The organism is Streptomyces sp. NRRL F-6676 (genome assembly GCF_000725625.1).
Classification (GTDB): domain Bacteria; phylum Actinomycetota; class Actinomycetes; order Streptomycetales; family Streptomycetaceae; genus Streptomyces.
This window is the reverse complement of the sequence record NZ_JOHS01000036.1, coordinates 1-18,410: the sequence shown is the minus strand read 5'-3', so window position 1 is coordinate 18,410 and position 18,410 is coordinate 1. Positions and strand designations below refer to the sequence as shown.

The window sequence follows — 18,410 nt, the reverse complement described above, 5'->3', positions numbered from 1 at the left end:
CACCGGACTGTCAGTGGCGGGTGGCAGGATCACCGGCATGGTGTTCGAACGGACTACTCCGCCGCGGCCTGTCGAGGTGACCGCGGTCTTTCCCGAGCTGGCTCCACTGGCCCGCCCCGCCCTCCGGCTGCACCCCCGCCCGGGATCGCCTTCGGTCGGGGACAGCTCGGTCGGGGGCCCGTTGCTGTGGCCGGCCGGGGAACCCTGGCCGCACTGCGAGGACACGCACCTGCACGGTGACAGCGGGTTCCGCCGGTCGCCGGCGGAGGTACGGCTCGACAGGCACCGCCTGGCCCGGAGGCACGACGACCCCTACGGCCCCTCGTTCACGCCCGGGGAAGTGGCGGCCATGGAACAGAAGGCCGCGCGGCTCGCGGAGCGGCTCGACGCCGGCCCTCCCTGGCCCGCGGACCACCCGGTCCCCCTGTTGCCGGTGGCCCAGCTGTATCTGCGTGACGTGCCCCTGCTGCGGCCGCCCGGAGAGGCCGATCTGCTCCAGGTCCTCTGGTGCCCGTACGACCACGAGCCGGACTGGAAGCCCGCGACCGCGGTGTTCTGGCGGTCCGCCGCCTCGGTCGTCGACGTCCTCGCCACCCCGCCGGAACCGTATGAGGCCAACTACCCCGGCTACGTCCCGGAGCCGTGCCTGCTGGCGCCGGAGGCCATCACCGAGTATCCCGACAGCCTCGATCTGAGCCCGGAGTTGAGAGAGGTGGTCGGGGACTGGAGCCGGTGGCAGGCCGCCGGCGCGGACCTGGACAGCTCGTACGAGGAGTATCCGGCGGAGTTCTACGACAGCGATCTGGCCGACGCACCCGGCTGGAAGGTCGGGGGCTGGCCGCCCTGGGGCCGCACCGACCCGTACCGCAGGTACTGCGCTGTCTGCGACGCCCAGATGGTCCCGCTCCTGACCATCGCCTCCTTCGAATGGGACGGCAGCACGCGCGGCTGGGCGCCGCAGGAGGACCGGGCCGCCGCCCACGCCGCCGGCCACCCGGCCGGTCTGTCCCCCGCACAGCCCACGAGGGTCGAGGTGGGCAGCGCCGACAACATGCAGCTCTACGTCTGCCCGGCCTCCCCCGAGCACCCGCACACCGACCTGATCCAGTGAACGACCGGCTCCGGGGCGGGCGTTCACACGAACTCGTCCGTGGAGCCGTAGCCGAGGGCCGCGCGGTTGATGAAGCGGTCACCGAGGTCGCGTACCGGCGCGGGCTTCGGCTGCTGGACGACTGCCTTCGCCGTGGACTTCTTCGGGGCGGGCTTCTTGCCGCTCGTGCGCCTGGCCGGTGCCGCCGCCCTCGCCTGCCTGGCGTTCTTCGCGGCCGGCGTGTCGCGGGCCGCGTACTTCTCGCGGAGCTCCGAGAGCTGCTCGCGTTCTCGCAGCGCCACGTCGGCGGGAAGGGCGTCGGCGAGGGCGCGGGCCCGGCTGAGTGCGTAACGTGCCGCGTGCCAGCGCCTGTTGTTCAGCGCCGTGCGTGCCACCCCGATGGTCTGCTGCAACGCCTTGACCTTCGCGGGCTGCCGCCTGGGTATCGGCGACTCGGCCCCGCTGCTCCGCCGCTGCCCGGCGGCACGGGTGCCCCAGTCCCTGCCCGAGGTCAGGACGACGACCGAACGGGGGTTGCCGCTCTGGTTGCGTCGTACCACGCTTCTCCCCTCCTCCGCTCCACGAGTGCGCGTTGACGATGTCAACGTATCAATATCGTTGAGATATGTGAATGCATGGGGAGTCGGTCGCACGGGAGGAGACCGCCCCGACGGCTTCCGGCCGTATCAGGACGAAACGGTCCCACTGGTCGTTCGCGGTGTTCGCCGTGTCTACCCAGTACCTGAGCGGCGAGCGTCGTCCAGGACGTCACGCAGTGCCCAGTAGGCGGGTTTCGCCTCGTACGCCGCGTCCCAGGGGAGGGCGTTACCCGGACTCGGGGGATAGTGCCGCAGGTCGGCCGTGGAGCCGTACCTGTCGGTGAAACCCCAGGTCGAGAACGAGGTGCAGTTGGGTTCTTCGCGGCAGACCGCGAGTTTCCCCGCCAACTGGCGGGCCTGGATGTCCTCTTCGTCGTCGTCGACGAGGACGTCCGCCTCCGAGACCCGGGCCTTCAGGCCGAGCCCGGCCAGAGCGCGGACCTTGCGCCGGAAGACCTCGGGGTCGGTACGGTCGCCGACGGCGTACTCGTGGTCCTGGAAACCGACGCCGTCGATCGGAACGCCCCGCTCCTTCAACCGGACCAGCAGCGCGTAGAGGGCGTCCCAGCGCGGACCGTCCTCCTCCACCCCGTACTCGTTGAGGTACAGCACCGCGTGCGGGTCGGCCTCGCGGGCGGCACGGAAGGCGATGTCGATGTACTGCTCACCCATCGCTTCGAACCACAACTGTGGCCGCACACCCCGGTTGCCGTTGGAGTAGTCCTCGTCCTCGTCGGACATGGGCTCGTTCACCACGTCCCATTCCGCCACCTTCCCCCGGAAGTGGCCCGCCACCGCGCGTATGTGCTCCACCATGACGCGCCTGCGCTGCTCGTGCGTCATCTCGGCGCGCATCCATGCGGGCAGGGCCTCGAACCAGACGAGGGTGTGGCCGTGCACCTTCATCCTGTTGGCCTCGGCGAAGTCCACCAACGTATCGCCTTCCGCGAACGCGAACACGCCGCGTCGAGGCTGGACGAACTGGGGCTTGAAGTCGTTCTCCGGCGTCAGCATGGAGAACTCCTCACCCGCCGTCCGGCGGTAGGCGCTGTCAGTCAGCAAGGGGCCCGCGGCCAGAGCGGTTCCCATACGGATCGGGCGGGGGAGAGCCGTCGCCAGATCACGCATCGCATCGCTGGACCGGGGCACTCGCAGGCCGGGCGCGTCCACGACGGACATCCGGCCCCGTCCCAGTGACCGCGCGTGGAGATCGCTGAGGGTCCAGCCCTTCCCGCGGGCTCCCGCGTCCGCGCCGAACCAGATGCGGCCGCTGCGGAAGACGTCCCGCGCGGGAACGGTCCCCACGACCCTGTCGTCGGCCTCCAGCACAAGCCTGTTCGCGTGGACTTCGACGGCGAGGCGGACTTCGAGCCCCAGCCCGCTCCCGAAGGTCCGGGTCATCGCGGGTCTGTCGGAGTCCCCGTCCCAGCGGTCGATCCGCAGCCTCCCGCCGACCACGCCGATGCGCACGCCGCGCCGTTCGTAGCGCCATTCGTCGTAGATGACCGGCGTCTCACCGTACAGATGCAGGTAGGCGTCCGTGCCGTCCGTGCGCCGCAGGCCGGCTTCGATCCGGACGTCCCCTCGGAACACCATGTGGGGACCGCGCAGGTTCACCGGTGGGTTCGGCTGTCCGCCGGTACCGTCCTGGTGTGTGATGCGTCGGTCGAGGGGTGTGACCCGTACCCCCGCGTGCGTGGGCTTCCCGCCGGCGAAGTGAGCCCAGTCCCTGCCGTTCAGGAGGTCCTCCACAGGTCCCCCCGCGGGCGCCGAGGTGCCGGCACGGTCCCCCGAGACACCGGCGGCCAGGGCACACACAACCGCGATGACAGCGCTCTTCCGAAACCGCATGAACAGCAGCACTCCGTATCCTCAGCCCGTCTTCCGACGGCATCGCCACCCTCAGCCGCACCGTCGCCGAGCACGGTCCTCCCCAGCCGTGGCGAGAACGGTGCGCAGCCGATCGCGCCGCCCCGCTGTGACTGATCACCATTGTCCCAGGCGGGAGTGAGGGACCGTCGGCCGAGGACCGTCCGGACGCGACGTCCCGATGGCTCGGCGCTGTGCTGCGAGGTCTTCGACCGGGAGGCGTGCCCGTGTACGGTGAAGACCGCCCTTGACCTGTACAAAGCGGGCAGGGAGCCGTCTTCCAGGAGTCCAAAGTGCTGCGTACTCTGTTCAAGTCCAAGATCTGCTATCTGGATATCTGCGCAGGTCAAAGGCGTGATGGAGCCGCTCAGGTCAGCAAATGGTCAGCATCGGGCGCGGGAGCGTCCTGACTCGCTGACCTGACGGCCGCCGTGGCGGGGCCTGGGCGTGGATGTCCGGCTCTCGTTTGGAGGTTGCGTCTCTTGGCTCGGCAGCTCGCCCGGGGAATGGGGTCGTTCTTCAAGGACTGCGACTGTGCCCGGCCGTCCAGGTGTCCGCATCCGTACACGATCCGTTTCCGGAACGGGCTGGGAAAGCAGTCCGAGGAGGGCGGCTTCAGTACGCAGGACGATGCGATCGAGCGCCTGACGCAGATCTATACGGAGAAGAAGCGCACGGCGCCGTCTGTGGCAGAAGCGCGTCGCGAACCGGGGCAGAAGACGGTGGCGGAGTACGCGAGGGAGTGGCGATCCCGGCAGCGGAAGATGACCGAGTACTCCACGGGCGAGCACGTTGGTAGCTCTCTCAACGTGCACGTTTTCCCGCGCCTGGGTTCGCGGAAGCTGAATACCGTCACGCCACTCGTAGTGGAGCGTTTCCTGGATGCATTGGAGGCGGACGTGTCGGCCGAGGGAACCAGGTCAACATATTTCGTATCCTGAAGACGATCCTGCGGGACGCCTTTGACAAGGGGGCGATGACGGACGATCCGGTGAAGGGGGTGCAGGAGCCGGAGTACGTCCGGGAGAGGGTGATCATTCCGTCCCTGGAGTATGTGAAGCGGGCGCTGGCGGTTGCGGGTGACGATCTCGCGATGGAGATCGTGATGATGGCGGGGTGCGGGTTGCGCAATGGTGAGGCCCGGGCGGTGAACGTCAACAACGTGGTGGCCGACGACGTGTACCGGGTCCATGAGCAGATCCACTCCAGCACGCACCGGACGGCCAAGCTCAAGCACCGCAAGGTGGGGGAGTTCCGGGAGGTGCGTCTGCCGCGCTCGGTGCGGGAGGCATGTTCACGAGGGCCGAGTACTCCTCCGTGACCGTGAACACGTCCGCCAGCGTCGGGGCGTTTGCGACCAGGTAGTCCATCAATCGGAGCCGGCCGAAACGCCAGTGACCGGCCGCCTTCACACCGAGACATGGATCGTCGGTCGCGCCCAGCCCCCGTCGCCACAGTCTGCTGAGGTGGTCCGTGGGAACACGGGCGTCGTCGGTTGTCGCCTGCCCAGCAGAACCGGCGCGGCGGACGAGAGTGACACCGTCACCGCCTGCCCCCTCCAGACCAGCGGCCAGCAGACGCAGCGCGGACACGTGCGCGGTCGGCCCCCGCTCGCCGTCCGGCTCTGCCGGCCTCGTCAATCCCTTCGGAGGGCAGCGCTTCGGCTCAGGCTGACGCATGGAACCATCGTACGAGCACGGTGGACTTCGGTGCGCCGACGACCCTGTCGCTGGGCGAGCTCAGCATTTCCCCTCCGGTCGCAGCGGCCGGCGCCGGGATGGACAGGGCGCGCCCCCGCGCCCCGTCTATCTCTTTCGCGGCTCCGCAATCGGGGCCGCGGCCCGGCAATCCGGAGTTCGGGCTCTCGATCCGCGGTCAACAGGTCCCGGGGGGAAAGCAGCTCGAACGGTCCTTCTTCCCCTGCGTCCGCCGCACGCGGCGGACCGCGTATCGGGGCCTGCCACGACGAGAAGCCCCCAAGGGAAGCACCATGTCAGGGTCTGCGCTGCCTCGTCATACGCCGGGCTGCCGACGCCCGTCTCGCGTTGCCTGCGACGACACCATCTGCCAGCCACCAAACCGCGATCCCCGCTTCAGGGCAGGTAGAGAGGCCGTAGGAGACCGTCACTGCTGTCTGGCGGCGTTGCGAGATTGAGCGACGAGCCGGGTCTCGATGTTCCGCAGAGCCGCGATCAAGGTGTCGACCTCGTCGGTATCGGTGACCGTTCCGTCGAGCAGGCGGCTCCAAGCGTGACGTAGCCGCTGCAGATTGTCGGCTGCCTTTGGGGTGGGGTAAAGGCGTACTCGCCGAGTGTCGTGCTGATCGGCGGCGCGCCGCAGAAGTCCCTTCTTCTCCAGGCCACGAATCGCTCTGCTGACGTTGCTGGAGATCATCTGGGTCGCCGCGGCTGCCGCACCCACCGTTGTGCCTGGGTGGCGGTCGACGTACCGCATCACGGCCCCTTCCAGCGGTGTCCCCGACTCGGCGTCGACCTCTTTGGCTGCGTTGATGTGGCGGCCCACCGCCAGGATCAGGTCGGCGAGCTCGAAAAGCTGCGCACTCTGCTTCTCTTCCACCCAGCCAGCGTATCTTTTGTGTCACACGATAGCTATCGTTTGACAGGTATCGTGTGGGCATGCGTAACTTAACTGTCCGCTGATGGCTGTCCCTGCTGCTTCTGGAGAGTGTGCAGAGCTGCGGCAGCGAGACTGTGCGGCGCCGATGGCCGCGCCGCAGGCCGAAGCCTCGTGTGTGCAGTGATCGCACCGCGCATCGCGCGGCAGGCTGATCCGCACGGGAAGTGCAATGGAGGGGGTGCCGATTTGAGTGAAATGCGTAAATCTGGGCCCAGGCGGGGAGTCTGAATCAACCTGCCTCGGGAGTATCGACCCGCATCGAGGATGAGGAGCAGGCATGAGTGCAGGTAACGAGAAGAGAGCATTGATCATCGGTGCGTCGCGCGGGCTCGGCTACGCGCTGACCGCCGAGTTCCTTGACCGTGGCTGGCAGGTCACCGCGACGGAGCGCAAACCCTCCGCGTTGCGCGAACTGGCTGTGTCGGCTGGGGGTCGGCTGACCGTGGAGACCGTCGACATCACGGTTCCCGAACAGGTCACGGCGCTGCGTGGGCGTCTGGCCGGTTCGCATTTCGACCTGCTGTTCGTCAATGCCGGAACGAACTACACCACCGATCCCTCGGCGGCTTTCACCGATGTGTCCACCGACGACTTCATCCGTGTCATGGTGACCAACGCCCTGAGCCCGATGCGCGTCATCGAGACCCTTGAGGACCTGGTCCCTGCGAGCGGGACCATCGGGGTGATGTCATCGGGGCAGGGCAGTGTCACCGACAACACCAGCGGTGGCTTCGAGGTCTACCGGGCGAGCAAGTCCGCACTGAACCAGCTCATGCGCAGTTTCGCCGCACGCCACGTCGATGACCCGCGCACCCTGCTGCTGATGGCTCCAGGCTGGGTGAAGACTGATCTGGGCGGCCCCGGCGCGCGCCTGACCCTCGAGGACTCGATCCCCGGAGTGGCCGACACGATCGAGGCGCAGACAGGAAGGGGCGGATTGCACTACCTTGACCGCCAGAACCACCGCGTCAACTGGTGACAAGCACGGTGCCTGCCTCCGGCCTGCTCGCTGCTGACGCCCAGGAGAGCCCCATGAAGACCATCGCCGTCGAAGAGCATTGGAACAGCGTCAACATCCGTAACGCGCTCGACCGCCTGCCGCACGGGGCACGCGATGAGAGCGTTGCCTTCAACGCCAGGGGGGACACTCAAGAGCGCCTTGAGGACATTGGGCGGGGCCGCATCGAGGCCATGGATGCCGCAGGAATCGACCTCTCGATCCTGTCGGTCGTCACTCCCGCTACTCAGCCACTGCCCGCACCGGAGGCCATCGCGCTCGCGCGGGAAGCCAACGACGAGGCCACCGACGCTGTCCGCGCGCGCCCCGACCGCTTCCGCGCCTTCGCGACCCTGCCCACCAGCGCCCCGCAGGCCGCCGCAGCGGAACTCGAACGGTGCGCCACCAAGCTGGGCCACGTCGGCGCCATGGTCCACGGCCGGGCCGGCGGCCGCACACTGGACGACCCCGCCTACGACGACCTGCTCGCCACCGCGGCCCGTTTGCACCAGCCCATCTTCATCCACCCGCAGATCGTCTCGAACGAGCTACGCGACGCCGCCTACCGCGGCCTGGACCCGCAGGTTGAGCTGGGTCTGGCGACCTTCGGCTGGGGCTGGCACATGGACACCGGCCTGTCGGCGCTGCGCCTCATTCTGAGCGGCGCCTTCGACCGCCACCCCGATCTCCGGCTGGTCCTCGGGCACTGGGGTGAAATGCTGCTCTTCTGGATGGACCGCGTCGACAGTCTCTCAGGCGTCGCCACGCACCTCGAACGTCGAGTGGCCGACTACATCAAGACCAACATCCACATAACTAGCAGCGGCATGCTGCAGGGGCGCCTGCTGCGCCACACCCTCGACTTCACCGCCGTCGACCAGGTGCTGTTCTCCACCGACTATCCCTTCCATCGCCCCGACGCGACAGAAGTCGGGCACTTCTTCGAGGCCATACCCGACCCCACGGACCGTACCAAGATCGCCTCTGGTAATGCGGAGTCACTCTTCGACCTGGCGAAGGCGACCACGTGAGCACTGTTCGCCGCCGCGCCTCTCGCCCGGCACGGCCGCACCGACGGGGTCCTGTGTGACACTCAGACGCCCGGCTCACTCCTCACGGCTGACGTCTCTTGGCTGCGCCGCGGTGACCAGCGCGCGCCAGCGGTCGCCGTTGCGGCACGCGGCGGTGCCCGTAGACGCGCACTGTGTGAAGACGTCCTTGCACATCGCCGCCGGAATACGTGGGGATCCGACGGCGGGAAGAAGATCACGGACCGAAGACGGCACTCCGTGGTTGACACCCTCGGCCGGCTCCTGGCGGTCACCAGACCGAGCGTCTGTGTACAGGGCCGGAACGCGGCAGTGGGCGAGCGGTGCACAGACCGATTCGCTGTTCGCCTGGACCCACGCGCAGTTGGGCCCGGACATCGACATCGCGCCTCGGACTGGACGGAGCACGGGGGACTCACCCGGAAAAGGGCTGCTGGATCATGGAACGGCCCCTTGCCCACGGTCCACGAAGGCATGGTCAAGCGGGCGATCCGGATGATGCTCCGCCACCTCGCCCCGGCCCCACGTCCTGACGGCTACGGCCCCACCCGCCAACCGCATCACCTTCGCCGTCAACCTCCCGCGCCGTCTGAAGAGACGCCCCGGCTGTTCGAGTGTCTCCTCAAGCTCTGCTCCGCAGCCTCGACGACTCGGTCCGTACGTGTGGCTGGCTCCAGGAGCGTCTACGGAGATCGACTGACGATGCGGTGCGGCAGGGTCCGGCCCCGTGCGCGGGATTCACGACGGCCGCGCGTCAAAGGTGAACGACTGTCGTGGACGCCGCGAGGCGCTGCGGGAAGTAGACGGCCTTGCGAACCGCCTCGTCAGAGAGATCACGGGCGTCCGCGCACCGGAAATATCTCCTCCAGCAGCGAGTTGAGGCTGACGTTGCCCGGATGGGCCTTGATGTCCGAGAGCACCGGCCTCCACGTCGTCTTCGTCGTCGATCTCCGTGGTCGCATCACTGGGGGCCCGGCCGTCGCCGGTCAGGTCGGTGAGGACCAGCGCGTCCAGGCGGCGGGTGCAGTCCTCGGCCCGCGCCAGGCGGGCGGCGACCTCGGCGACGGCACGCTCGTCGGCCTGGTGCAGCACGGAGCGGATGATCGTGTCGATCTGGGCTGCGGTCGGCGGCTCGATCATCTCCGCGCTCATCTGCCGCAGCAGCTCGGCCCGTACCTGTTCCTCGCGGCGTTCGTCGTGCCAGATCACGTCCACCAGGTGCGAGACGAGCTTGACCAGGTCGGTCTTGGTGCACTCGTGCCAGCCGGTCAGATCCCGCAGCTCGCTGCGGTGCCGCTTGGCCGCGCGGGAGGTGAAGCCGTAGAAGACCAGCTCGGACGCCGCGACGCCGACCTGCTTGGTGACGTGCTCGACCGCGTCGGACGGCAGCTCCAGGCGCATCCGGGGAAACCGGCCGCGCCAGGTCAAGAACTTGAGCTGAACGGCGAAGCCCAGCCTCGTAGCGCCGCTCTTGTTCCGTAACCAGCCCGCCTCGTCGCCGGACAGGGTGAAGTGGTCCACCACCCCGTCCACAGCCCCAGATCCCGCCCCACCGCTCAGCCCCTTCCGCACGCCCCCGTGATCAGCCTTCGGGCTGGACGGTAGGGGCGCTGGTGTACGGCGGGGGCGGGTACCGACGAAATGTCCGGGAGGGACGGGGTGACCTGGTACAGCTACCGGCCCTGCCACAAGACAGCCTCCACGGCGCCGGTGCGGACCAGGACCGGTGCGGCCTGACCGCGCTGTTCTGGTTGAACGTCAACCCGTACGGGACCTTGCAGCTCGACCTGGTGCCCATGGCAGTTCCCCGGGCCCCTATTAGGCGGCCATCGCCGCTCGCCGGCGCAGTCGGCAGTTTGTTTTATGTGAACGATCGTGCAAATAATTAGGGATGTCAGTCAAGGTGCGTCCGAGTGGGCGCACTGGACGGAAGGATTAGGTATGCCCATGTCACGTGTTGTGGTGTTCGACGAGGTCGGCGGCCCGGAAGTTCTGCGCATCGTCGATGAGCCGGCCGGCGCCCCCGGTCCCGGCGAGGTCCGCGTCGAGGTCGAGGCGTTCGCCGTCAACCGGCTGGACGAACTGACACGTTCCGGTTCCTCCCCGATGCCGATCCGGCTGCCGCACGCCCGGCTGGGATGCGAGGGAACCGGCGTCATCGAGGCTCTGGGGGAGGGGGTCGAGGGATTCGCGGTCGGCGACGCGGTGGTGTTCACCGCCGTTCCCGACATGACCGTCAACGGCACCTACGGGGACCACACCGTGCTGCCGGCCACCCGGATCATCAAGCGGCCCGAGGGACTCAGCCCGATTGCCTCGGCGGCGCTGTGGGTGGCCTACTCCACCGCCTACGGAGCCCTCGTCGAAAAGGCCGGCATGAAGCCCGGCGACCATGTCCTGATCACCGCTGCGTCCGGCGCGGTCGGCCTCGCCGCCATCCAGATCGCCAACCAGGTCGGCGCCATCCCCATCGCCGTGACCCGTCAGGCGGCGAAGAGGGACGAACTGCTGGCCGCCGGAGCCGCCGCGGTCGTCGCCACGGACACCGAAGACGTCGTCGAAGCCACACGTCTGCACACCGGCGGAGCGGGCGCCGACATCATCCTCGACTCCGTCATGGGCCCCGGCCTCGCTCAACTCGCCCAGGCGGCCAAGCGGTTCACTGGCACACTGGTCACCGTGGGCTGGCTCGACCCCCGCCCGGCCCCCTATCCCTCCGTGCCCATCAGCACACACCGCTACATGAGCTTCGAGCACGCCCTCGATCCGGCGGCGGTGCGGCGTATCGCGGCGTTCCTCGTCGCCGGCCTGCGCAGCGGCGCGCTCAGCCCCACCGTCGACCGCGTGTTCACCCTGGACGACGTCGTCGACGCCCACCGCTACCTGGAGAAGGGGCAGCAGGGCCTGGGTAAGATCGTCGTCACCACGGGGCCGGCCCGGTGAGCTGAGGCGCCCGCTGAGCAGGAGAGCTTCGATCGGGCCGCGGAGCCCCTGAACCGGTGGAAGGCAAGGCATGGCCGGACGGCCCGTGAACCATGCGCGGCGCGCCGAAATGCTCGATGCGGTCGTGGATTACTCGGTGGAGAACGGCTTCAACGAGCTGTCCTGGCGGCCCGTCGCCGCCGCCCTGGGCGTGTCACCCACATCGCTGGTCCACCGCTTCGGCTCCAAGGAGCAGATGCTGCAGGAGATCCTCGGGCGACTTCGTGAGCGCATCTTCGCCGTCATCGGGCCGACGGAGGGTCTGCGGGCCGATGTGGGAGCGGTGTGGGAAAGGGTGTCCGACCCGCGGCGGGGAGGGGAGTTCCGGCTGTTCTTCGCCGTCTACGGATACGCCCTGCAGGCACCGGAACAGTTCTCCGACTTCCTCGACCATGTGGTGAACGACTGGATGAACAGTCTGCGCGACGCGCAAGGACCGGACACCGACCCGGCGACGGCCACGCGCACGGCCACCCTCGTCATCGCGACCATCCGCGGCCTGCTGCTCGACCTGCTCGCCACCGGCGACCACCGAAGGGTCGACGCCGCCGCCGAGGCGTTCGTGGCGACACTTCCCCCGTAGGACGCGCCTCAGAAGTGGACAGGCCATGCCGATGGCGCACTTCGGCCCCTCTGCCGCTGGACCCACGAGCGTCAGAGGGCATGGTCGTAGCGTGGTCGGCCGTCCGCACCGACGACGCACTGCGCGCTGTTCGTCGGCAACTCTTGCCGACGTCAGCTCCGCCGATGCTCGATGAAGAGTGCGGACCGGGTCATGGGTCCGCTCCAGGCGCTGCCACAAATAAACTTCAACACCCCATGTTCCTAAGGGCTGTCCCGTAATCCCTGGTGGATCAGCGTGCGGCGTCAGATGCGGTGCATCGCAAGGCGGAGGGGTGCCCGGATACTGGATGTCTCCGGGCATTCCGACAACGCGGCGACGCGCCGTAGCTGTCGTCGCGCGCCAGCCAGGGATTGCGGGACAGCCGCTGCAACCCGACTTCACCGACGGCACAGCCTTTGCGATGCACGTTCACATCTTCGCGATCGAGGTGAACGGCAAGCGCATTCTGGTCGACACCGGCATCGGCAACGACAAGCCTCGGCAGATACCCGACGCCGACAACCTGCAGACCCCGCTGCTGCGCTGGCTGACCGCCGCGGGTTTCGCCCCGGACACCGTCGACCTGGTGATCACCACGCACATGCACGTCGACCACGTCGGCTGGAACACTCACCTGGTCGACAGCCGCTGGGCACCGACCTTCTCGAACGCGCGCTACCTCGCCGACCGCAGAGAATGGGACTACTGGGCCGCCGCCGCCGAAAGCGACGAGGAAGTCGCCCAGGTGCACCGCGACTCCCTGCGGCCCATCCGCGACAACGGCCTGTACGACCTGCTCGACATCCCCGCCTCAGGCCTTGAGGTGGCCGATGGCGTCCGCTTGGTACCGACACGCGGCCACACGCCCGGCCACCTGTCGGTCAAGCTGACAGGCACCGGCCGCAATGCGCTGATCAGCGGCGACAGCCTGCATCATCCCGTGCAACTGGCGTACCCCGACATGGGCAGCGTCGGCGACGTCGATCCCGCCGAGGCACGAGCCACCCGCCACCACCTGCTCACCGAGCTGGCCGGTACCGATGACCTGCTGCTGGGCACCCACTTCACGCATCCCACCAGCGGACGCGTCCAGCAGCGGGACAACCGATTCCAGCTGATCGAAGCACCCCCTGCCCTTCTCCCGCCCGCCTCGCTCTAACCTCGCGCTTTCGTGAGGTGGGCCGTCCGAGGGCTGATCAAATAAGCGAGGAGTACCGCTGACCTGGGACGATGGGACTTGTCTAGGGTCCTGTGCGTCACAAGGGAAGCTGCACTCCTCAGGTGAAGAAGCGTATCGCGTCGTATCCGCATGTACGTGTCCGGGGCGACGGCCGCCACGTCGTCTCACAGGCTCGGTCCTGCTCGTGGAAACGGTCCGCACGACGGGCCTTCACGCGAGACGAGGCAGAGGCAACATCCGCGCCGCGCATGCGACCAGCTCCCGTTTGAGCGCACCGCGGCCCTCGATGAACAGCGCCTGGTAGATCGCTTCGTGGCTGATGCGCATGGACTCATCATCGGGGAAATCGACGCGAAGCCGCCGGGAGATCTGTTCCGGGCACCATGCCATCGCCCGTCTTCTGTCCTGCCGGCGCGGCTTGTTCAGCCCCTTCCACGCGGGCGTCTTCGGACCGGTGACGATCGAGCCGTCGGGACGACGGACACTCCCGGTGAGCCGTTCCTGCACGTATTCACGCAACCTGTCGTTGCCCGCGAGCTTGGCCGCCTTCGGGCGCTTCGCGGCCTGCTGCGCCTTCCACTGAGCGACCGTGGCCCGATACTCCTGCTTCCCGCTGCGGGTGGCGGAGTTGCGGCGCAACTCGCGCGAGTTCGTCCCCGGATCACGTCCGATCGCGCGGGCGATCTCTCGCACGCCCTTGTCCTGGGCACGCAGAATCGCGATCTCCTCGCGCTCCTCGAAGGACAGGTAGCGGCCGGTGCGCTCGGCCAGAGAGATCGGCGGCATGCCGCCAGCGTGACGGAACCACCGAGAGCCGACCGGCACCGAAACCCCGACCGCCAGCGATGCCTCAGCCGTCGTGATGCCCGTGGCGATCAGCCGCCAGAACTGCCGCTGCACCACCCGCGACGGATCAGGCCGGCCAGGCGAGCGCATCGCCGGCCTCAGCGCCCGATCAGCACGCCACTGCCGCCGAAGCTCCTCGGGGCACATCGCCGGTCTTCCGGCTCCAGTCCTCCGTAGCGATCTTGAACATCTCCGAAATCAAGGTGTTGCGACGACCGGTTGAATCCGCCTTGCGCCCCGCGGTCGCTGTGATGAATGAGGCTGGAGCCTTCTTGATCCGCCGTCTCCACAACGCCATCTCCAGCGCGTCCAGCGGGAGTTCGGTCCGCACGTGGTTCGCGACCTGCCAGCTGACGATCATCCGCGAGTACACGTCCAGGACGAACGCCACATACGCCCTGTCGCCCGACTCGGCGTGAACCTGCTGGATCAGCGGCATGAGCTGCTCGTCCCGCAGCCGACGGACCGACTTCGGCCGCCTCTTGCGAGCGTAGTAAGCCGACTCGGACCAGCCGAGCACCCGGCATACGGGCCCGACCCCGAAGCCGTTGTCTTTCAGGCTGTCGATCACCTGGTCGGTCTCGTCCGGGGACGGTCGAGCTCCTGGGCAAAAAGCGCACTCGCCGCTTTGAGGATCTCGTTCGCCCGCCTCAACTCTGCGTTCTCTTGGCGGAGTTTCTTCAGTTCCTCATGCTCGGCGGTGGTCATCCGGTCGTCGCGTTCGCCGACGTCCGCCTCGGCCTGGCGGACCCAGCCCCGCAGGGCCTCCTTGTGGATGCCCAGGTCCTTGGCGACATGCGCGATCGGCCGACCGGTGGTGCGGACCTCACGGACGGCCCGCTCGCGGAGCTCGTCGGGGTATTTACGTGGTGCTGGCACTGCAGGGTCATTGCGTGTAGTCGATCTGTCTGGTTGATCACCTGATCCCGAGGGCTGTCAGGGGTCGTTGTGGGTCGCGTGCGGTGTGGCGGCAGGCGGCGGCGATGTTGGTGTGGTCGTCCTGGCGGAACACGCTGATCGCGAGGTTGCGGAGGCTTGCCATCATCGGGGCAGGCTGCCGGTGTGGGTGGTGGAGGCGTCCTCGGTGAAGGTCGTGTCGCGGACGTGGTGGAGCTGGTTCTCGATCTTCCAGTGCCCTCGGATCCAGCCGGCGATCTGTTCGCCGGTGGCGGCTCCGGGCGGGAGGCTGGTGACGAAGTAGAGCCGTTCGACCGTGATCTTCTTGCTGGTCAGGTCCATGCGCCAGCGCATCACGCGCAGGGCCTGGCGGGCGCCCGGGTAGTCGAGGTGCCGGAAGGCGACGGTCTTCAGGTGCCGGACCTCGAGCCGGCCCCGGCCACGAGTGCGGTCCTTGTGGTCCAGGCCGATGTCGTGCCACGGCAGTTGCCTCAACTGCCGCAGCAGGCCGGGGTGGTTGCCTTTGACGACGGCGATGTAGTGGGCGCCGTGGTTGCGCAGCCACTGGCCGTTGGCGTGCTGGGTGTGGGCGGCGTCCGCGGTGACCACGGTGTTCTTCAGCGGTAGGCCGTCCAGGAGCGGGATGAACGCGGGTGTCTCGTTGCTCTTCGCGTTGATCTGGCGCTGGGCGATCACGGTTTCGGCGTGGTCCCTCGCGGCCGGCAGCCACACCGCTTTCCCGCCGCCCGCTCGCGATCCGCGCAGCTGCTTCCCGTCGACGGCCACCGCCCGCCACCGGCGGGATTCCCCGCTCTGCCGGCTATGGGCTCTGGCCTGCAGGAACGTGCAGATCACGTTATCGAGGGCGTCGCCGTCGAGACGGCCGAGGAGCCGCATCAGCGTGGTGGCGTGCGGGACAGCGACCGATCTGGTGAACGGGCCGACAGTGAACCCGAGGGCACGCAGGGCCCACGGGGGCGCGTCAGCGGTCCACTCGGCGATCGCGGTCAGGGACCGGGCGCCGGCCAGAACACCAGCGGCCGCGGCCGCAACGAGCGCCGTCAGCGGGAAACGCCGACCACGACGGTCACGCGGGTCGGGCAGCCCGGCGAGAAACCGGACAAGGCACACCGCATCGGGCAACGGCTGCGGCGACGGGGATACGGGCCAGTTCCTCCAGGCCCGACGGCATGGGAGATGCTGAGACAGCAGGCACGGTCTTCGGTTGTGGTCACGTGAACTCGACACTCACATGATCAACGAGACCGTGTCTGCACCTGCATCCGGACCTGCCTGCCATGACCGGCCATCACCGGGCGATCCCACCCAATCCGCAAACACGCAAGGTCCCTGCCTCCGTCCGCCACATCAGCCGCAGCGTTCAAACCATCCACGTACTGCTGGTGACGATTCAGGTTGAAAGAGGCTCACTGCGCACCGCAAGCGAAGATCGACAGGTCGTCCGCCGTGCGGTGAGCGCGCCGACGAAAGTCCTCTTACAGGATTTCGATCCGGTCGACGAGCGGCGGATTATTGGGGAACGTGATGATGAAGTTCTTAGAGTAGGTGACGACCGCGCCATTGTGGTCGTAGTACTTGACTCTGTTGTTTCCGGTGTCGATCTTGTCGACCCACACGCTCCTATTATCCCATGTGAAGTCGTAGACGCCCCTGTTTGCGAAGCAGTAGGTGGTGTCGACCCACCCACTCACACCTTCGAAGTGGACGTCAACCTTCAGGTAGTCAGACGGGCCACAGTTCACCCTGTCGATGGCGTGTGCCGTTCCGGCTGGTATCACGGCGGTCATGACGGCCGCCGCGGCTATTGGAAGCGCGAGCCGAAGTTTCTTGGAGAGCATTTTTCACTCCTGTTCTCAGAGGGTGCAAGTCGTTCAGCGTGACCAATTCACCTGTACGCGGCAAGCGGGCAGTCACCTTACCCACCGTCAATTTGCTGTGCTCAGGCTAGAAATGTGATGGCCGTGCTGTCAACTGCGATTTCTTGCTCCGGTATTTCGATCGTTTACATTCGCCGACAAACTGCTGGAACACCAGGGCTTGGACGTAGTCGAACGACGTCCGCTTGTTGACGTCTCGCCGGGTTGGTCGGCGTCGGGTACGAAGTAGGGGTGAACGTCCGTGACCGTGGAGTTCGCTACGCTCTGTGATCTCGGACCAGCGGGAATCGCTTGCTGAGCACGAGGGCCGGGTATGGCGGCCCCACGAACGCGTGCACGACGCCGTCGTCCCGCCTGACCTCTTGCTTCAGCTTTTATCAGGGAACGTTAAGGCCGGGCCTGGTAGCACAGTTGACCAGAGTTGCGGAATATTGGCCTGTCATTGCTTCCGCGTCCTCGACGTCACTCAAGGATCCGGCCACTGAGGGCTTCGGTTCGGTGCTGTCATACCTACGTCGTGATCAGTCCAGTCTCGGGACGCCGTTGGGCTGGTACTGCATCCGTGTGCGGCGGGCGCGGACGAGCCCGGCCAGGTCTTCGATGGCGTCCTGGGTGTGCCCGGGCTCATCTTGAGGTGGGGCCCACACGCCCGCGCCCGGGTTGAGGTCGGGCGTACGTGTGGGAAAGCGGACCTGGGCGTTGTCCGGGCCGCTTTCCTGTTTCGCGCTCTGGAAGCATTCCTCGATGGCCCACCGGCTGCCCGCGATGCGGATCAGCTGAACCGGGTGCTGCCAGCGGGCAGTGGGCGACGCAGTAGGAGATCGCGACGTAGTAGGAGAGCTCCTATGGAAGGCTGACGCTGGGGCCGGCCAGCACCCAGTGCCAGCGGTCCTCACGGTGCCAGGGCCGCACCTCGACGCGTACCCAGTCGTAGATCCCGCAGGCCGGGAAACAGGCCGTGGACGGGGTCATCGAGTGCCCAGCGGGTGACCACGGTGTCGTGGCCGTTGGTGGCCATCACGTGGAAGACGTCGGCCTGCTCGAGTTCGTAGCGCCAGCCCTTGGTGAAGCCGTAGGCGGTGTCCGTCGTCACCCAGCCGAACGGGATCTCCTCAGCGATGGCCCGGCGGACTATCGCCTTGGCCATGGCCACCTTGGTATCGAAAGGCCAGACTTTCCTCGATACCGTCCGGCGGTAGCGTTCCCGGTCGTCCGTCCAGGGGGTGGGCAGGTAGAGCCGCCGGTCGATCAGGGTGCGTCCGCGGCTTGTGGCGTAGGCGAGGAAGACGCCGATCTGGCGGTTGTCCGTGCGTCCGGCAGTGCCGGAGTACTGCCTTTGCACGCCGGCCGAGCGGATGCCCTTCTTCAGGAACCCGGTTTCGTCGACGATCAGCACGGCACCTGGGTCTCCGGGATGTTCGACGACGTAGTCGCGTACGTCGTCCAGGACCTCGTCGGCATCCCACTCGATGCGGTTTACAGCCGCTGGATGCGATCGGGCCCCGCATATAAGCCCGCGCGGACTCCCGCGGCTCCGACCTGCTGAAACGGTGCATGAACCGCCCATGCACCGCCTTGAGTTCACGCACCCACAGCCTGGCGTCAGCAAGGTCCCCACCAACGACCGACCTGGCCAGCAGTCACGGCAAGCACCGTTGCAGTACTAAGAGGTCGTCTCATTTGGCGAGTCGGCGGTAGCAGATCAAGGTGCACGCGATCGCGGCGAAGGCGAGGAAGTGTTCTGCCTTGCGTTCGTAGCGGC

General features: G+C 67.6%; 17 protein-coding genes and 2 pseudogenes. 8 read left to right on the top strand and 11 right to left on the bottom strand.

Features of this window, described 5'->3' with window-relative positions:
• The first annotated feature begins 37 nt into the window (after positions 1-37).
• Entirely contained in the window at positions 38-1,111 is a 1,074-nt protein-coding gene (locus IO29_RS21395; RefSeq protein ID WP_030382819.1) for a hypothetical protein, read from the top strand.
• Positions 1,112-1,134: 23 nt separating this feature from the next.
• On the opposite strand, the gene IO29_RS21390 is transcribed toward IO29_RS21395, so the two are convergent.
• Entirely contained in the window at positions 1,135-1,650 is a 516-nt protein-coding gene (locus IO29_RS21390; protein ID WP_033226186.1) for a hypothetical protein, read from the bottom strand.
• Between the two features lie 171 nt (positions 1,651-1,821).
• Positions 1,822-3,285 carry an endo-1,4-beta-xylanase gene (locus IO29_RS21385; RefSeq protein ID WP_234307676.1) on the bottom strand — a complete coding sequence of 488 codons (1,464 nt, stop codon included), beginning with the start codon at positions 3,283-3,285 and terminating at the stop codon, positions 1,822-1,824.
• Between the two features lie 755 nt (positions 3,286-4,040).
• Between IO29_RS21385 and IO29_RS39595 the strand changes: the two genes are divergently transcribed.
• Entirely contained in the window at positions 4,041-4,499 is a 459-nt protein-coding gene (locus tag IO29_RS39595) for a hypothetical protein (protein ID WP_234307675.1), read from the top strand.
• Positions 4,500-4,534: 35 nt separating this feature from the next.
• Positions 4,535-4,879 carry a hypothetical protein gene (locus IO29_RS39590; protein WP_234307674.1) on the top strand — a complete coding sequence of 115 codons (345 nt, stop codon included), beginning with the start codon at positions 4,535-4,537 and terminating at the stop codon, positions 4,877-4,879.
• Here IO29_RS39590 and IO29_RS40390 read toward each other — a convergent pair.
• Together IO29_RS40390 and IO29_RS21375 are read right to left on the bottom strand one after the other, a co-directional pair.
• Positions 4,788-5,237 carry an AraC family transcriptional regulator ligand-binding domain-containing protein gene (locus IO29_RS40390; RefSeq protein ID WP_078618535.1) on the bottom strand — a complete coding sequence of 150 codons (450 nt, stop codon included), beginning with the start codon at positions 5,235-5,237 and terminating at the stop codon, positions 4,788-4,790. The two genes, IO29_RS39590 and IO29_RS40390, sit on opposite strands and share 92 nt — an antisense overlap.
• Positions 5,238-5,682: 445 nt before the next feature.
• Positions 5,683-6,135, bottom strand: coding sequence for a MarR family winged helix-turn-helix transcriptional regulator (locus tag IO29_RS21375; protein WP_030382816.1), 453 nt, complete (start codon positions 6,133-6,135; stop codon positions 5,683-5,685).
• Between the two features lie 337 nt (positions 6,136-6,472).
• On the opposite strand from IO29_RS21375, the gene IO29_RS21370 reads away from it, so the two are divergent.
• Both IO29_RS21370 and IO29_RS21365 read left to right on the top strand, forming a co-directional pair.
• The gene (locus tag IO29_RS21370) at positions 6,473-7,174 is read left to right on the top strand and encodes an SDR family NAD(P)-dependent oxidoreductase (protein ID WP_030382815.1); all 702 of its coding nucleotides are present in this window, start codon (positions 6,473-6,475) and stop codon (positions 7,172-7,174) included.
• A 53-nt stretch (positions 7,175-7,227) separates the two neighbouring features.
• Positions 7,228-8,223 (top strand): amidohydrolase family protein, encoded by a 996-nt coding sequence (locus tag IO29_RS21365; RefSeq protein WP_030382814.1) that lies wholly within the window; start codon positions 7,228-7,230, stop codon positions 8,221-8,223.
• A 756-nt stretch (positions 8,224-8,979) separates the two neighbouring features.
• Here the strand turns inward: IO29_RS21365 and IO29_RS21360 are convergent.
• On the bottom strand, positions 8,980-9,774 hold the full coding sequence (locus IO29_RS21360; protein ID WP_030382813.1) for a DUF4158 domain-containing protein: 795 nt from the start codon (positions 9,772-9,774) through the stop codon (positions 8,980-8,982).
• A 414-nt stretch (positions 9,775-10,188) separates the two neighbouring features.
• Here IO29_RS21360 and IO29_RS21355 point away from each other — a divergent pair, with 414 nt between their 5' ends.
• The 3 genes from IO29_RS21355 (at position 10,189) to IO29_RS21345 (ending at position 12,986) form a co-directional block, all read left to right on the top strand.
• The gene (locus IO29_RS21355) at positions 10,189-11,184 is read left to right on the top strand and encodes a zinc-dependent alcohol dehydrogenase family protein (RefSeq protein WP_030382812.1); all 996 of its coding nucleotides are present in this window, start codon (positions 10,189-10,191) and stop codon (positions 11,182-11,184) included.
• Between the two features lie 70 nt (positions 11,185-11,254).
• Positions 11,255-11,806: a TetR/AcrR family transcriptional regulator gene (locus IO29_RS21350; RefSeq protein WP_030382811.1), complete on the top strand. Its 552-nt coding sequence runs from the start codon at positions 11,255-11,257 to the stop codon at positions 11,804-11,806.
• 313 nt (positions 11,807-12,119) lie between these two features.
• Positions 12,120-12,986, top strand: coding sequence for an MBL fold metallo-hydrolase (locus IO29_RS21345; protein ID WP_234307673.1), 867 nt, complete (start codon positions 12,120-12,122; stop codon positions 12,984-12,986).
• Between the two features lie 240 nt (positions 12,987-13,226).
• On the opposite strand, the pseudogene IO29_RS21340 reads toward IO29_RS21345, so the two are convergent.
• From IO29_RS21340 to IO29_RS21310, 6 genes and pseudogenes are all read right to left on the bottom strand, one after another.
• Positions 13,227-14,043: pseudogene (locus tag IO29_RS21340) on the bottom strand (transposase); the annotation flags it as partial.
• Positions 14,044-14,420: 377 nt separating this feature from the next.
• The gene (locus IO29_RS21330) at positions 14,421-14,732 is read right to left on the bottom strand and encodes a transposase (RefSeq protein WP_030382808.1); all 312 of its coding nucleotides are present in this window, start codon (positions 14,730-14,732) and stop codon (positions 14,421-14,423) included.
• A 37-nt stretch (positions 14,733-14,769) separates the two neighbouring features.
• A complete protein-coding gene (locus IO29_RS40070; protein ID WP_267881994.1) occupies positions 14,770-14,898 on the bottom strand; it encodes a hypothetical protein in 129 nt (42 codons plus the stop codon).
• Positions 14,895-15,881 (bottom strand): ISAs1 family transposase, encoded by a 987-nt coding sequence (locus IO29_RS36805; protein ID WP_234307672.1) that lies wholly within the window; start codon positions 15,879-15,881, stop codon positions 14,895-14,897. Before IO29_RS36805 ends, IO29_RS40070 begins: the two co-directional genes overlap by 4 nt.
• A gap of 365 nt (positions 15,882-16,246) precedes the next feature.
• Positions 16,247-16,609: a beta/gamma crystallin domain-containing protein gene (locus IO29_RS21315; RefSeq protein WP_030382805.1), complete on the bottom strand. Its 363-nt coding sequence runs from the start codon at positions 16,607-16,609 to the stop codon at positions 16,247-16,249.
• Between the two features lie 725 nt (positions 16,610-17,334).
• A pseudogene (locus IO29_RS21310) lies at positions 17,335-18,285 on the bottom strand (IS701 family transposase); the annotation flags it as partial.
• Between the last annotated feature and the right edge of the window lie 125 nt (positions 18,286-18,410).

Bases quoted from the DNA above. Each gene is read 5' to 3' on its own strand.
- IO29_RS21395 (WP_030382819.1), top strand. From the start codon at position 38: ATGGTGTTCGAACGGACTACTCCGCCGCGGCCTGTCGAGGTGACCGCG.
- IO29_RS21385 (WP_234307676.1), bottom strand. From the start codon at position 3,285: ATGGTGTTCCGAGGGGACGTCCGGATCGAAGCCGGCCTGCGGCGCACG.
- IO29_RS39590 (WP_234307674.1), top strand. From the start codon at position 4,535: ATGACGGACGATCCGGTGAAGGGGGTGCAGGAGCCGGAGTACGTCCGG.
- IO29_RS40390 (WP_078618535.1), bottom strand. From the start codon at position 5,237: ATGCGTCAGCCTGAGCCGAAGCGCTGCCCTCCGAAGGGATTGACGAGG.
- IO29_RS21370 (WP_030382815.1), top strand. From the start codon at position 6,473: ATGAGTGCAGGTAACGAGAAGAGAGCATTGATCATCGGTGCGTCGCGC.
- IO29_RS21365 (WP_030382814.1), top strand. From the start codon at position 7,228: ATGAAGACCATCGCCGTCGAAGAGCATTGGAACAGCGTCAACATCCGT.
- IO29_RS21355 (WP_030382812.1), top strand. From the start codon at position 10,189: ATGTCACGTGTTGTGGTGTTCGACGAGGTCGGCGGCCCGGAAGTTCTG.
- IO29_RS21350 (WP_030382811.1), top strand. From the start codon at position 11,255: ATGGCCGGACGGCCCGTGAACCATGCGCGGCGCGCCGAAATGCTCGAT.
- IO29_RS40070 (WP_267881994.1), bottom strand. From the start codon at position 14,898: ATGATGGCAAGCCTCCGCAACCTCGCGATCAGCGTGTTCCGCCAGGAC.
- IO29_RS21315 (WP_030382805.1), bottom strand. From the start codon at position 16,609: ATGCTCTCCAAGAAACTTCGGCTCGCGCTTCCAATAGCCGCGGCGGCC.